This is a genomic window from Streptomyces sp. NBC_00443 (assembly GCF_036014175.1).
In the GTDB taxonomy this organism is placed as follows: Bacteria; Actinomycetota; Actinomycetes; order Streptomycetales; family Streptomycetaceae; genus Streptomyces.
This window is the reverse complement of record NZ_CP107917.1, coordinates 32,874-48,907: the sequence shown is the minus strand read 5'-3', so window position 1 is coordinate 48,907 and position 16,034 is coordinate 32,874. Positions and strand designations below refer to the sequence as shown.

Here is a 16,034-nt window from a genome sequence, read left to right as displayed (position 1 = left end):
CCGGACCGTTGACCGCGGCGCCGGCACCGGGAACCAGCCCAGAGCCAGGGACGGCCAAGACGCCCACGGCGGGGACCGCACGGCCGCCACCGCACGCACCGCACCTTTCATGCCAGGGGCGCACGCGATGCGTTGATCCGATCCCCGGGATACGGGGGAACTCGATCCAGAACAGCAGAAGCCGCCCACGGTGGGGCCCGGACCGCTCGGTCCGGGCCCCACCGTGCACACGGCACTGGGCGCACAGGACCTACGGCGCGGCCACCCTGGTGAGGACCAGGGACGGCGGCTTGTCAGGGGTGCGGAACTCCACCGTCTCTCTGCCGCTCGTGTAGAGCTGGATACCGCCGGTCTTGCCGAGTCCACCGTCATCGACCGTCAGGTAGATGAAGTCACTGGAGGAGTTGCTGTCGGCGAATTCCCATCGGCCGCTGAAGTCGGCGGGGCCGGAGATCGTGTCTGTCGACACATCAGTGGCAGAGAACGTCCCGTCGGTCTCGAGTAAGATCTCGCCGCCGGTCGCGTCGTTGCGGTACACATCGGGCAGTTCGTCGGTGTCAACCGAGTCCGTACACCCTGAGGTGAGTGCTGCGGAAGCGGTCAGCGTGGCGACGAGCCACCGTCTGCCTGTCCCCCTGATCATCACGGCCCCAGCGTAGGCCCAGGACTCACCGTTCGGGGCGCTTGCGTTGTCCGGCCCCAAAGGGTGGCGGGTGCAGACCGGGCTCAGGGCTGTCCCGTAGATCGAAGGCCAGCCGCCAAGGGGACGACACGGGTGCTGGAAGGACCGGGGCCCGGCAGTGCAGGTGAGGTAGGCAGAAGGCCTGCAGTCGTGATCCTTCGTGAGGGGGCCCGAGTCTGAGGTCCTACGTGCCATGCCGTCCTTGGCGTAAGGAGGCGGCCAACTAGTCCCAGCGCATGTCAATGCGCCCAGCGAAGTTGTCGTACCCGGCGTGCTGGAAGGTCCTGGCCATCGGTTGGTTTGCCAGGTCGGTGTCGGCGGTGAAGCGTTCGGCGCCCTGGGTGGCCAGGATGCGGGTGCCTTCGGCGAGTAGGTCGTTGACGAAGCCGTGTCCCCGGTGGCCTTCGACGACCCCGAGGTAGGCGATCACGAATCCGTTCGGGCTTTGGGCCGGGACAACCATGCCGACCGGTTCGCCGGCGCTCCGGACACCGATCCGCCACCATGCACATGGACTGGAATAGCTCAGTAGCTCGTCGTGGTACTGCACGCGGGCATGGTCCTCGGCCGAGGAACGGGCGACGTCGGCTTGGCTGTAGGCATCGAGCGTGCCTGGAAGGATGCGGGTGAGGAGATCGATCGCTTCCTCATCGCTCCTCACTGTCTGGAAGGTCATCCGGCCGAGCTGTGGGGGCAAGGGTGTGCTGGACGTCCAGCGGTAGCGGAGCCTCTCGACGAAAACCTCGCCGCCGGGCGCGCCGCACCACCTCTAGCCGGTCTTTGATGCGGCGTTCAGTGGTGAAGTCGTCTCTCCAAGTCGGCGGGACGGGTTGGAGGACGTACTGGGGCGGCAGGGTCCCGCGGGGAAGAGCGTGGTCAGGGCGGTACGCAGAAGGCGCGCGCCGATGTCGATCCGGGAGGTGTCGTCGATGCCGCCTGAAGGGTGAAGGCGTCCACCAGGGCCATGCTCGGCGTCGTCCGCCTGTGCAACCGCACCTTCACGGGATGAGGAAGCAACGAGCTGGCCAGCCAGCACACCTGAGATCATTTACGGGACAGCCCTTCGATCCCGTCGGGAACCCGATGGTCTTCCTGGCCCGGAGCGCGCCTTTGTCCGGTGTCCACGGCACCTTCTGCGGGCCTCAACTCGCGCAAGCGCAACGAAGTGCACGTTGCCGCGAGCCCTGACCGCCATCTGCCCCACCCGCAGCCGTGCAGCGGTCCGGTCCGCAACCCCATCGGCCGTTCCTGCAGCAACGGCCATTTCCGCGGCGGGCCTGCGCCCCGTACTCAGTGGCGAACCACACCCGCGTCCGGCCGGCCTGCGCCAGCGTCACACGGTCGGTCAACCCCTTACCGCGCAGCTGCGCGTGCCGCCTCGCCCGCCGGCCGCCGGCCGGTTGGGTGTCCGCCTCGCAAGGAGATCGCTTCGCACCTCCTGGACCCGGGGCCGTCGACGACCTGCGCGCCGAGGCCGTCCACCCGGTCACCACCCCTGAGCTGCCCGCGTCGTCCCGGCTGCGGCCCTTTCGAGCTGCCCGCGCTCCCGGCCGCGGGCCGCGCCCGAACAGACCCGGCCTCTTCGCCGCCGCCTGACCTGCCAGATCGCCGTACAACCATTTCCTGGTGTCGGCAGTCGTAGTTCAGTCACATAAGTTGATCTTGAGGAGTGACCCTTGACTGCGAGCCTGTTCAAAGGGGCGGCCGTGGCCGCCGCAGCCCTGGTACTGCCCATCGGCATGGCGCAGCCCGCCTCTGCCGAGATTTCGGCCAACAGGTGCGCCAGTGAGCAGAGAAAAGAGCTGACTGCGTGGGGCCTCTCTCCGAACGTCTTTGTGTATGTCTGCGTACAGAGGGACCACACAGGGCCGTACCGAGCGAACGTGGAATTCAACTGGGGGCAGGCCGGTGACAACGACTACCATTACGTGCAGCTCCACTCGCGCCTCGAGAAGTACGACGTCGTGCAGAAGGGCGCGGTCTGCGACATCACCAGTCACATAAACAGCGCTGTGAACGGCAGCAGGCTGTGCCAGACAGTCTGGACACCCGGGACACCCGGCCAGATGACCGCCGATTTCACGGTGGTCTACGACGTTGTGAATGACGGCATGGGGGAGTACCGGCTCGACTTCACAGGAAGCCCTGCCATTTAGCCCGCTATCGGGCAGTGACAAGGGCGTCGGTCCGATCCTCACCGACCTCCAGCGGCTCACCGGCTGACCCGGCAATGCGAAGGGCGCCCCGCACGACAGCGCACGGGGCGCCCTTTCGTGTGCGGCCGTCTGGCTCTATTCACTGAGCCTTTTCGGCGTGGCCACTGATCGGGTGACGGCTTCGGCGTCCGCAACGCACGAGGCTCCCGTGCCGTTGAGGGAGGTGTTCGACGTCTCAACTCATTGGCACAGGAGCCTCGTTGGTTCCCTGTCCTGCCGCACTCGACCTGCCTCACGCCCGGGTCGAGTGGGTCACCATGCTCATCGTCAACCGTGAGGGTGACCGCCGCTGCAAGGTCCCGCCGCACCAGCGTGCCCTGGTCGGCCTGGTGTACCTGCGCCGACACGACACCCTCGCGCAACTGGCGGCCGGGTTCGGCATTTGTGTCGGCACCGCCCACGCCTACGCGGCAGCCGTCGTCGACCTGCTCGCCGCCCGCGCGCCCGGCCTGCTGCGCGCACTGCGCGAAGCCGACCCGGACCATGTCCTGATCGACGGCACCCTGGCGCAGTGCGACCGGGTCGGCGACAGCCGGGCCGACTTCTCCCACAAGCACCGCAGGCACGGGGTGAATGTCCAGGTGGTGACCGATCCGGCCGGGCGGCTCGTGTGGATCTCGCCCGCACTGCCCGGCCGTGCCCACGACCTCACCGCGGCCCGTACCCACCGGATCATCCGGATCTGTGAACGCCAAGGCATACCGGTCCTCGCCGACCGTGCCTACATGGGAGCCGGTCCCTGGGTCACGACACCCCTCAGACGTCCGCCGGGCCGCGAGCTCACACCCACCCCAGCAAACCGTCAACCGCGCGCTGTCGACGGCGCGAGCACCGGTGGAGCGGGGTGCGGCACGCCTGAAGTCCTGGCGGATCTTTCGCAGATCCAGGTCCAGCCCGAATCGCATGTCGTCAATCGCTGCGGCCGTCCTCACCCTGGAGCGGCACCGCTGAAAGAGCTCACTGGTTCCCACAACAGTTATTCAGTGCTTTGAGCGGCACGGAAACCGCGGCGTGTTCGATGTTCATACGAAGCCGCCGGTGGCGACCGAGCCCAGGGCCCCGATTGCCGCACCGAGAAGCGCGGCCGGCTTGATCCAAGAGTCCTGTGCGGTGGCCCACCAAGTGCCACCCCCTCCGCGCGCGAAGAACCCAATGGCCCGCTGCCAGAAGGCGACCGGACGAGGCGCCCGTTGCGAGATGTCAGGCTGTTCTGCCGGTACGCCGCGGCCAGGAGCACTCTGTCCGCCAGCAGCAGCGACCACGGGCGCCCTGGACGAGTGCGGTCGGCTCCTTCTCGGCGCAGCATCGTGATCGGCGTGCGGCAGTCGCAACGCAGCCGGTGGCCCGGGGGCATTGCGGCATGCCGCCACCGCTTGATCTGGCCTGTCAGCCACCATTCGAGGTACTTGGACAGGCTTGGTGGAACCCACGCGCGGCTGACGTCCTCGTGGTTCCAGACGAAGACATCGGGCCGGTCGATCCCGAGGAGGAGTGTAAAGAGGTCACCGTTGCCTGCGTCGGCCAAGAAGAGCAGTGGATCGAACGGCTGTAGGAGCGGATGAGCCGTGGAAGGTGAAGGCGTGCGGCGCGGAGCCGTGGTCGTGGAGGTGCTCTAGCCTGGAAACCCCGTCCCGCCAGGTGGGTATCACGCCGTCGGGGACCCACCAGAACACGTAATTCGGGTGCCCTGTCCTCTCGAACCAGTCGTAACGCCTGTTCAGCGCCTCACGGTGCAGGCCGGTGTAGATGGCGTCGAAGGCGGAGTGCAGGTCGGTCCAGAGCGAGAGGGTCGCGGCCAGGGCGGTGGTTTGCGGCGTATGGCCCTTGCTGTACCAAGGTGGTACGGCGAACTCTCCCCATGCGCCCCAGTCCTCCTCGAAGAGCGCACCCCGGTCACCGTCTGCCGCTTCAGCATGCGCGAGGTATCCGGGGTGCTGACTGATCTTGCGGTAGACGGCCTCGCCCATGTCGTAGAACTCGCGCGTGAGAGGTGCGGGATCGGCGAGAGGTGACTTCAGGACGCCGAATGTGTACAGAGCAAGATGGGGCATGCGTCTCTCCCTGGTCGGGGCTGCCTGGCGTGGACCCGTTCGGTGGCTTACGCATGGGGCGAGCGTTCGTGGGGCGTGACCGAGTCGTCCCGTCGCGGTCGGCCCAGCCTGAAGGAATCCCTGTGCGACCGTGGGCGACCACCGAAGACCGGATGAAGGTAGCGGCCTCTGCGAGCCATGTCGAAGTTGCGGTTTCCCTGTCCAAGTGGCCTCTTGCGCAGGTCCTTGCGGAACTGGGCCGCTTTGGCTTGGCCGAGCAGCAGTGAAGTCACTTGTCGATGGGTTTGGGAGGCACTGAGGTTCTTGCCAGGGCAGCATCGAGATGCTCCTGGTGAAAGGTGCTGGTCATGCCGGGGGTGTTGAAGGTCGAGCTGTACGCGGCGATCCGGCGTGGCCGTCAAACGCGGAATCAGCTACAGACTGCTCAGGCAGGCGTCTTCCGAGCCTGACTTCTTTCGCCCATGTCCCTGCTGGAGTTGAGCGAGGGGGAGGTCGGGTGTTGGGGAGGTGGCTTGGGCACAGCCAGGGACTGGGGAATCTTGACCGGCGTCACACGCCGGGCCGCACGGCGTCGTGCCTCAGGCCGGTGGCGACGCGCAGGTCGCTGTTGGCGACCGGGCGGTGGTCAACTCAAGGGCGATTCAGGTGTGGTGTGGGTGTCTCATTGTCGACTCCCGGCGATGGATGGGGCGTTGACTGATCGTTTCAAATGTTTTACGTTCCGTCAGGGCTCGTGACGTGATCATGATGGGTTGGCGGGGGAACTGTGAAGCGGTCTGGGTTGAGACGGGTTGCGCGCGCGGCAGTGGCTGCCGTGGTGCTGGGGGGAGTACTCCTGCAGGGGAGCCCGGCGTCTGCCGCGGACCCGGTTCTGCTGGGGGAGGCGCCCGTCTCGGCCGCTCGGTCGGCTGACGCGGCTGCCGGGGCTGCTCCCATGTCGGAGGAAGAAGCGTCGGCCGGTGACGGCAGCAGCGCCACGACCAAAGAGACCCGGAGCGCCCTGGGCGAGGCCGAGAACGCTGGCGAACAGGTCGAGGTCGAAGGTCTGCGCACCGAGTACTCGACCACCTACGCCAACCCGGACGGAGTCACCTTCACTTTGAAGGACTCCGTAGTGCCGGTCCGGGTCAAGGACTCTGCCGGACAGTGGACCTCGCCGGACCCGACTCTGGAGGTCCGTTCGGATGGAACGGTGGGGCCGAAGGCTGCTGCTGTCGATCTGTCATTCTCTGGCGGCGGGGACGGCGCGGACCTGTTGAAGGTTGCAAGGGAGGGGCGGGTTCTGGAGCTGGGCTGGCCCGGCGATCTGCCCGAGCCCCAGCTGGACGGTGCCTCCGCCCTGTACAGCGAGGTGCTCGACGGGGTTGACCTGCGTCTGACGGCGACCGTCGAGGGGTTCCGTGAGGTCCTGATCGTCAAGACGGCCAAGGCCGCGGCGAACGAAGACCTGAAGAAGATCACTTTCGCGCTCGGCACGGAGGGCCTGACCGCCAAGGAGACCGAGGCGGGCGGCATGGTAGCGGTGGACGGTGAGGGCACCGCGGTCTTCCGGTCGCCCGCAGCGCGGATGTGGGACTCGGCCGGGGACAGCGCCGAGTCCGGCGCCAAGACGGCTGAGAGCGATGGCTCCGTGGCGGCTGGGGCGAAAGCGGCCCCGTCGGCTGAGGTCTCCACCGGCGCAGGCGGGACGGCCGCCGAGGACCCGGCTTCAGGTCCCTCGCACGGCGACGCCCACACGGCGGTGCCCCTCCATGTCGGCGAGGATTCGGTGGCTGTGGTCCCCGACTCTGACCTGATGGGCAACGCCACCTTCCCGCTCTACATCGACCCCGACGTGACCTGGTCCGAGTCGGAGCGCACGCTGCTGCGCAGTGACGGACACGACGACTACGCGTGGGGCAACGGGGACGATGAAGAGGGCAAGGGCATGGGCTACTGCGGTACCTATGTCACCGGCGGCTACGCCTACTACTGCGGTTCGGGCTACAAGCAGCGCCTGTACTTCGAGTTCTCGCCCAATGCGCTGAAGGGCAAGAAGGTCCTGGACGCCACGTTCCGGGTGACGGAGACGTGGTCGATGTCGTGCGAGCGCTCCTGGGTGAACCTGGTGCGTACGAATCCCATTTCGTCGTCCACCGAGTGGCCCGGTCCTACCGCGCTGGACCTGATGGGGGACCGGCATGTGTCCGCCGGCCGGGGCAGCGCCTGTTCTCCCTCGCAGCCGAACGCGCCGATCGAGTTCAACGACGATCCGACTGAGTCGAACGAGAACCTCACCTCCACCGTGTCCAGTTTCGCGGCGGGCAAGTTCGCCCGGCTGACGCTGATGCTGCAGGCGGCCAACGAGTCCGACCCCAACTCGTGGAAGCGGTTCAAGAACGACGCCGTACTGGAGGTGAAGTTCGTCGGAGTCCCCGCCACACCGACCGGGATCGGCATCGTCACGGGTGACGGCACCGTCTGCGAGAAGAACGCCGGTGACCCGGCGATTGTCTCCGACCCGACACCGTCGTTGGCCGCGACCGCGCAGACCAAGGCGGGCGGCGAGTCCGACGCCAGCCTGCGGATCTACTACGACCTGGACCAGAAGAACGGCAGCGCCTGGGCGGACACCAGCGCCGGCAACGGCGACCTGCGGCCCGCCGCTGGCGATGGTTACGTCGGTGACGGGAAGAAAGTCACACTCCAGTGGTCGACGCTCAAAGAGGACGTGCTCTACCGGTACCGGGCCTGGACGCGGTCCTACTACAACAGCGGTAACAGCTATCTCTCCAGCGCGTCGAACGAGACGACGACCGGCTGGTGCTACTTCCAGGTCGACCCGACGCGGCCCCTGAAGCCGACAATCGCGATCGCCGCTCCGTACTCGCCGTGCACCGCCAACGCATGCTCGCCGGCAGGCGGGCCGGGTATCGCAGCGACGTTCACGTTCACCGCCGCCAGCGGCGACGAGAACGAGGCCTACCAGTACAAGCTGTCCACCGAGGAGGCATGGTCCTCCCCGATCAACGGCAACAAGGTCACCAAGTCGGTGACGCCTGACGCCGAGGGCACCTACCGGCTGTACGCGCGGGCCAGGGACAGTCTGGGCCGCTGGGGTGCGCAGAACCTAATCGACTTCAAAGTCTCCGACGGCGTCGCTCCGCAGGCCGAATGGCACTTCGACGAGCCGTCCGGGGCCGCGCGGGATTCCGCGACCACGGTGGACGCCGACGAGGACGCCCTGATGCTGTCGGCGGCGGGGGCTTCTCGCGACGGACGCGGGCGCCGGGGTACGGACGCCGACACCGGCGCCGAGGACACCGGCCTTCTTCTGAACGGCAGTTCGGGATACGCGGCCACGGCCAAGCCGGTGCTCAATACCAAAGACTCGTACACGGTCTCGGCCTGGGTACGCCTCGACACCCTGAGTAAGCCGCAGGTGGTCCTCTCGCAGAGCGGATCGGTCTACAGCCCGTTCTACGTTCTCTACAACAGCTCCAACGGCTCCTGGGGCATGATCACAACAGGCTCCGACAGCACCGACCCCGTCTATTCCTCGTCGTACATGTCTGCGCCCGTGGCCGCGAACACATGGACACATGTCGCCTTCGTCTACAACGCCAGCGCCAAGACGATGCGGCTGATCGTGAACGGCCGGTGGTACATCGAGAACGCGGCTGCCACCGCCTGGAACTCCTCAGGAGCCCTGCAGGCCGGGCGCGGGCTGATGGAATCGGCGTACCGCTATCCCCTGTCCGGCTCCGTGGACGAGGCGCGGGTGTGGCAGCGGGCGCTGACCTTCAACGAGCTCATCCGCGAGGGACGGTCCCTGGACCCGAGGACGGGTGATCAGCACGCCGAGCTGACCGCGCACTGGGACGCTGCCACGGCACAGCCGGGATCCCCCCAGCTGACAGACGCCTCCGGCTACGGGCGGACACTGACCATCTCCGGTGGTGCTGCCACCGGCGGTGAAACGATCGCGCTGGACGGCACGGACGACTCTGCCGCCTCGGACAGCGTCGTGGACGACGCGGGCTCCTTCACCGTGACAACCGTGGTCAGCCCCGACCTGGAGGCGCTCGCCGGCAAAGGCACAGGCTACGTCGCCCAAGTGGTCGGCAAACGCGACAAGGACGGGACATCCAACTGGGGCCTGTTCTTCGAAGTGACCGGAAAGGCAACGGTCGCCGTCGAGACCAGCGACGGGGACATCGTGGAGAAGACCATCGCCACGGGCTTCTGGCACTTCGGCCGCTACAACGACGACGGCACCTTCACCTCGCAGGTCAGCGAGGAGGCCACCACTGACAGCGGCGACGTCCGGGTCACCGGCGTCTACAACGCTCAGGACCGTACGGCGGCCCTGTACCTCAACGACAACGTGCAGTACACGACCGTGCCCTACGCAACCGATTTCGGAAAAGACAACCTCGCCGTCGGCAGGGGCTACACCTCTAGTGCCTCGGGGCACTGGCTGCCCGGCGCGGTGAGCGAAGTGCGGCTGTGGGCCGGGGCGGCTTCGGACACCGAGCAGATCAGTCGACTGCTGGGTGAGTAGTGGGTGACTGCCGGGCGGCGGCGCTCCACGCCGTCGCCCGGCGACCGGCATGACTTCCTTGATCTTTTTTCACGGATACAGCGGGGCGACGACGTGAGCAATGGCATGAGCGCATCATCCAGACGGCGAGGTGGCAGGGTCGCTGTCACCGTGACACTGGTGGCCTCGCTGCTGACCCCGGTGGCGTGGGCGGCCGACACGGATCCGCTGGGCCGGCTCGCCACCCAGAAGGAACGGGTCAGCGAGGTGTACGAGGTCAAGGGCCTCGGCGCCAAGAAAGCCCGCGCCCGGGTGGCAGACGGGAAGGCCGAAGATCAGGCGCAGGCCAAACGGGCCCGGGCCGAGCAGGACGGCGCGTGGCCGAAGCCGGGCGAGGCAGCGGTGGACCTGACCGGCCGGGCGGAAGTCGCGCCGGGCGGTCTGCCTGTCACCCTCGCACCGAAGGCCGGCTCCGAGGACACAGCCAGCGTCGAGGTACTGTCCCGCGAGGCGACGAAGGCCGCTGGGGTCACTGGGGTATTGCTCAGCGTGTCCGGCGAAGGACGAGCTGAGCTCACCCTGGACTACGGCAAGTTCGCGTCCGCCTACGGCGGCGGCTGGTCGGGCCGGCTGAAGCTGATGGAGCTGCCGGCGTGTGCGCTGACAACGCCGAAAAAGGCGAAGTGCCGGACGCAGACACCGCTTGACTCCTCGAACGACATCAAATCCCAGGAAGTATCGGCGACCGTCGACCTCAAGCCCGGCGGCGCCGCCACCCAGCTCGTCCGCGAGGCCAGCGCCGCAGGGACGACCGTCCTGGCGGTGACGGCCTCATCGGGCCAGTCGGCCTCCGGCTCCGGTGACTACACGGCGTCTCCGCTCACGTCATCGTCGACCTGGTCGGCGGGCGGTTCCTCGGGCGCTTTTACGTGGTCGTACGACATCGACGTACCACCGGCCGTCGCGGGCCCGGAGCCAAAGCTGTCCCTCTCTTACGACTCGGGCAGCGTGGACGGCAAAACAGCGTCGACGAACAACCAAGCAACACAGGTCGGCGAGGGCTTCGACCTGACATCGTCATACATCGAGCGCAGCTACGGCAGTTGTGACCAGGACGGGCACGACGAGAAGTACGACCGCTGTTGGAAATACGACAACGCGTCACTGGTGCTGAACGGCAAGGCCACCGAACTGGTCAAGGACGACACCGATGGAAAATGGCGGCTGAAGGACGACGACGCCTCCACCGTCACGCACTCCACCGGCGCGGACAACGGCGACGACGGGGACGACATCGTCGCTGGCAAGGGCGACGGCAAGGGTGAGCACTGGACCGTCACCACCGGTGACGGTACCCAATACGTCTTCGGTCTCAACAAGTTGGACGGAGCGGGCGCGGCCGACCGCACCAACTCCGTGTGGACTGTCCCGGTCTTCGGCGACGACACCGGCGAGCCGGGATACAGCAGTGGCTCCTCCTTCTCTGACCGGCACAAGAACCAGGCCTGGCGGTGGAACCTCGACTATGTCGAGGACACGCACGGCAACGCCATGTCGTACTGGTACACCAAGGAGTCCAACTCCTATGCAAAGAACGGTGCTTCAACGGCCACCGTGACCTACACGCGGGGCGGATATCTGACGAAGATCCTCTACGGGCAGCGCTCCGGCGCCCTGTTCACGGCGGACGCCTCGGGCAAAGTCACTTTCGACTACAGCGAGCGGTGCACCGCCGCTGACTGCTCAGAGCTGACAGACGCCACCTCTGACAAATGGCCGGACGTTCCCTTCGACGCGATCTGCAAGGCGGACGCAGACTGCGACGAGAACCCCTCCCCGGCGTTCTTCACCCGCAAGCGCCTGATGGGCATTGACACCTACGCCTGGTCGGCGGCGGGCAGCACGCACACGGCCGTTGACTCGTGGAAGCTCACTCAGGAGTTCCTGGACGGCGGCGACATCGGCGACACCTCCGACCAGACGCTGGCGCTCAAGTCCCTGAAACGTACGGGCAAGAACGGGGCCGACATCACGCTGGCCCCGATCACCTTCACGTACCAGATGCGGGAGAACCGGGTTGATGCGACCGACAACATCCTGCCGCTGAAACGCCCCCGCATCGAGACGATCACCTCAGAGACCGGTGCGATCACTACAGTCACGCTGTCTGAGCCGGAATGCGTGCGCGGCTCGCGCATGCCGAAGGCCGAGGACGACAACTCCCTGTCCTGCTATCCGATGTACTGGCACATCAACGGGGCAACCGAGGCGTTGATCGACTGGTTCCACAAGTACCGGGTCGCCGCAGTACAGACAGCGGATCCGACAGGACACAACGAGACCGTCTACAACTCCTACTCCTACGCGGGCCCCGCCTGGCACCACAACGACGACCCGCTGACCCCCACAGACGAGCGCACCTGGTCACAGTGGCGCGGCTACCGCAAGGTGACCACGTACACGGGCAGTTCGGCGGTCACACAGTCCAAGACGGTGTCGCTGTACCTGCAGGGCATGGACGGAGACAAGACCTCCTCGGGCACCCGGTCGGTCACCGAAACGGGCATCGAGCTGGACGGCCTCACAGTGACCGACGTCACGGACTCGGCCCCGTACGCCGGATTCCTTCGCGAGCAGATCACCTATAACGGCACGACTCCCGTGTCGGTAATCGTGAACACACCGTGGAAGTCCAAGACCGCCACCCAGCACAAGAGCTACGCAGACACCGAGGCCTACTTCGTCCGCACACAAAAGACCGCCACACACACCTACCTCGCCGACACATCCTCCTGGCGGACGGCCTCAACCGAGACCACCTACGACGACTACGGCCTGGCCACGACCGTCCAGAGCAACGGCGAGACCGCCGTGGACAACGACCAGACATGCACCCGCACCTGGTACGCACGCAACGACAAGATGGGCATCAACTCCCTCGTCTCCCGAACCCGTACGGTCGGCAGACTCTGCTCGGCCGCAGAGAGCGAGCTGTCCCTGCCCACATCGACTGCTACGCGCGGGGACGTGCTCTCCGACACTGCGACCGTCTACGACAACGCCTCCGCCACCGCCTGGTCGGCATCCCAGACCCCGACCAAGGGCGAGGCGAGCTGGACCGGCCGCGCCTCGGCCTACCCGGCCACGGCCACCGGCGGCGAACGCCACCCCTCCACCTGGCAGACCACCGCCAAGTCGACGTTCGACACCCTCGGCCGGGTCCTGACAACCACGGACGCTGCAGGCAACCCCACAACCACCGCCTACACTCCGACTGCCACAGGACCATTGACCCGCACCAAGGTCACCAACGCTGCCGGGCACGCGACCCACACCTACGCGGACCCAGCCACCGGTCAGCCGGTCAAGATCTACGACGCCAACCTGAAGAGGACCGACCTCACCTACGACGCGCTCGGCCGGCTCACCGCAGTCTGGAAACCCAACCGCTCCAAGGACGGTGGCCAGAGCGCCAACATCACCTTCGCCTACAACGTTGCCAACGACGCCGCATCATGGACGGCGACATCAACGCTGAAGGCGGACGGCACCTCGTACGACACCACGTACACCATCTACGATGCGCTGCTGCGCCAGCTGCAGGTTCAGTCCCCGGCCGCCACCCACGGCCGGCTGCTCACCGACACCCGCTACGACACCCGCGGCCTGGCCTACGAGACGTTCACCGACATCTACGACACCACCAGCAAGCCCAACGGCACCTACACGCGCGCCGAGTACGGCGAGGCGCCCAGCCAGACCCAAACCGCCTACGACGGCGCCGGGCGGGCGGTGAAGTCCACCTTCCTGATCGGTGGAGTAGAGGAGTGGTCCACCACCACGACCCACACCGGCGACGAGACCGCGACCACCGCCGTGAAGGGCGGCTCCGCGACCAGAGTCTTCACAGACGCCCACGGCCGGATCACCGAACGCCGGGAATACCCGGGAACATCACCGACCGGCACCGAGTACACCTCCACCTCGTACACCTACACGCGGGACGGCCTGAAGAAGACGATCACGGGTCCGGAGGGCGAGCAATGGTCCTACGGCTATGACCTGATGGGCCGTCAGAACTCAGCGACCGACCCGGACACCGGCACGACCACGACCGCCTACACGGCTCTCGACCAACGGGAGAGCACCACAGACGCGCGCGGCAAGAAGCTGCTGTACACGTACGACAAGATCGGCCGCCCAACCGCCACGTACGAGACCTCCAAGGCGGACGCGAACAAGCTGACAGCGTATGCCTACGACAACCTGGCCAAGGGCGAGTTGGACTCGACCACCCGCTACGTGGGGGGGGCGAGTGGTGACGCCTACACCGACGCGGTCGTCTCCTACGACAGCCTCTATCAGGTCACCGAGTCGAAGTTCACCCTGCCGTCCGACGACCCGCTGGTGACCTCGGGCGCGGTCACCTCGACACTGACGAGCAAGACGGACTACAACGTCGACGGCACCATCGCCTCCAATTACGAGCCAGCCGCGGGCGGCCTGGACGACGAGTACGTCTCCACCACCTACACCAACACGGCACTCCCCGAGACCCTCTCCGGTACCTCCGCCTACGTGCTCGGTGCCTCCTACTCCGCGCTTGGCCAGGTCGAACAGCTCACTCTAGGCGCATCCGCGGCAGCCGGAACCAAGAAGGCGTACGTCACCAACACGTGGGAGGAGGGCACTAATCGCCTCACCGAGTCGCACGTGACGACCACCACGCACGCCTACATGCTCCAGGACCTCAAGTACGGATACGACGAAGCTGGCAACGTCCTGTCCATCTCCGACCCGACCAACCTCGGCGGCACTAGCGCGGCCGACAACCAGTGCTTCACCTACGACGGTTACCGGCGGCTCACCGGGGTCTGGACCCCGAAGACGGCCGACTGCTCCGCTTCCGGCCGGACCACGGGCAACCTCGACGGGGCATCTCCGTACTGGACGTCGTACACCTACACCGACGCGGGCCTGCGCTCCACGCAGACCAAGCACACCGCGGCCCGCACAACGACGCAGACGTACTGCTACGAACCCGACCGGCCCCACACCCTGTTGTCGACAACGACCAGCGGTAACTGCCTGACGGCGGAGGAGAAGTACGCCTACAACGACATCGGTGCAACCACCACCCGCCCCGACGGCGCATCCACCCAGACCCTGACATGGAACAGCGAAGGCAAGCTGGACACGCTCGCCGAGTCCGGTACGAATGCGGACGCCGGCACGACTAAGTACATGTACGACGCCGACGGCAACCTGCTGCTTCGCCGCAACACGGTTGGCGAGACCGTCCTGTACCTGGGTGCCACGGAGGTTCACTACAACGCGGCGACCGGCGACTTCTGGGGCCTGCGCTACTACACGGCGAACGGCACCACCATCGCGGTGCGCACCAACGAGTCCGGCTCGGAGACCCTGTTCTTCCTCGCCAGTGACGCCCACGGCACATCCACACTTGCCCTCGCCGCCACTGACCAGGCCATCACCAAGAGACGTTTCGCACCCTTCGGTGAGACCCGCGACGGAGGTACCGGGGCGTGGATGGACGACAAGGCGTTCCTCGGCAAGACCTCAGATGAGGCCACCGGACTCACCCAGGTCGGTGCCCGCCAATACGATCACTCGATCGGCCGCTTCATCAGCGTCGACCCGCTGCTCGAACTTGAGAAGCATCAGTCGCTCAACGGCTACGGCTACAGCGAGAACAATCCCGCCACACTGGCCGACCCGTCGGGGCTTGGAACTCCAGAGTGCATGAGCGGGGTCATCACCGGCTGTACCAACGGCGTTCCCGACAGCGACTCGGTGTACCACCCCGAGAGAGAAAACGAGTGGGTGCTTGACACCTCCGGCACGGCGAGCACAGGCAACGGGGCAATGGCCACGCCGAGTCCCGCACCCCAGGCTCCGCCGGTCATCATGCCGGGTTGGGTACCCACAAAACCGGACCTGCTTCTGTCCTTCGCCTACGCCATGACGCCTGTGCCAGACGTCAAGGACTGCTCGGACGGTAGCAACTTCGCCTGCGCCATGCTTGCAGGGGCCGGCATCGGCGCCATCGCCAAGGGAGCCGTACGGGCCATCAAGGCGCTCATCCGAGCGGGAAAGTTCGCCAGCGCAGCGCAGAAAGCCGGCAACGTCCACGACGCCGTCGCCCAACAGATCATGCGGCATCTGCGCGAGTTTGAAGCTATCAAGGCGGGCAGAGCGTTTTCCGGGGGAGTGCTCCAACTGCACGGTGAGGCACCCCAGACCTTCAAATCCGTGAGCGGTAAGGCCCCGCGAAAAGGATTCGTCGACGCACCGGAGAACCCGGTCTTCACGACACGTTCTCTGAATCCCGGCGGCATCCCCCGGAACACCGACTCCGAGTACAAGATCCTCGAAGAAGTGGCGAAACAGCTAGGTGACAACCGGAACGCGAAGGGCATCCTGACCGTCCACACGAACTTTGAGGCCTGCGGGTCATGCCAGGATGTGTTCACACAGTTCAACGAGCGATACCCGAACATATGGCTGCGCATTGGCATCTCGTGAGCAGCCGAGGAGGCAGC

At 66.4% G+C, this 16,034-nt stretch carries 6 protein-coding genes and 1 pseudogene; 4 read left to right on the top strand and 3 right to left on the bottom strand.

Annotated elements, in window-relative coordinates:
• Positions 1-250: 250 nt before the first annotated feature.
• Complete coding sequence (locus tag OHO27_RS00185) at positions 251-643, bottom strand: hypothetical protein (RefSeq protein WP_328419139.1); 393 nt, start codon at positions 641-643, stop codon at positions 251-253.
• Between the two features lie 262 nt (positions 644-905).
• Entirely contained in the window at positions 906-1,358 is a 453-nt protein-coding gene (locus OHO27_RS00180) for a GNAT family N-acetyltransferase (RefSeq protein ID WP_328419137.1), read from the bottom strand.
• 1,000 nt (positions 1,359-2,358) lie between these two features.
• Here OHO27_RS00180 and OHO27_RS00175 point away from each other — a divergent pair.
• Together OHO27_RS00175 and OHO27_RS00170 are read left to right on the top strand one after the other, a co-directional pair.
• Entirely contained in the window at positions 2,359-2,838 is a 480-nt protein-coding gene (locus OHO27_RS00175; RefSeq protein ID WP_328419135.1) for a hypothetical protein, read from the top strand.
• Positions 2,839-3,098: 260 nt separating this feature from the next.
• Positions 3,099-3,849 (top strand): annotated as a pseudogene (locus tag OHO27_RS00170) (transposase).
• A gap of 551 nt (positions 3,850-4,400) precedes the next feature.
• Here the strand turns inward: OHO27_RS00170 and OHO27_RS00160 are convergent.
• Positions 4,401-4,949, bottom strand: a complete 549-nt coding sequence (locus OHO27_RS00160; RefSeq protein WP_328419133.1) for a DUF3291 domain-containing protein — start codon at positions 4,947-4,949, stop codon at positions 4,401-4,403.
• Between the two features lie 934 nt (positions 4,950-5,883).
• On the opposite strand from OHO27_RS00160, the gene OHO27_RS00155 reads away from it, so the two are divergent.
• Both OHO27_RS00155 and OHO27_RS00150 read left to right on the top strand, forming a co-directional pair.
• On the top strand, positions 5,884-9,492 hold the full coding sequence (locus OHO27_RS00155; protein ID WP_328419131.1) for a LamG domain-containing protein: 3,609 nt from the start codon (positions 5,884-5,886) through the stop codon (positions 9,490-9,492).
• 105 nt (positions 9,493-9,597) lie between these two features.
• On the top strand, positions 9,598-16,017 hold the full coding sequence (locus tag OHO27_RS00150; protein WP_443059493.1) for an RHS repeat-associated core domain-containing protein: 6,420 nt from the start codon (positions 9,598-9,600) through the stop codon (positions 16,015-16,017).
• Positions 16,018-16,034: the final 17 nt, after the last annotated feature.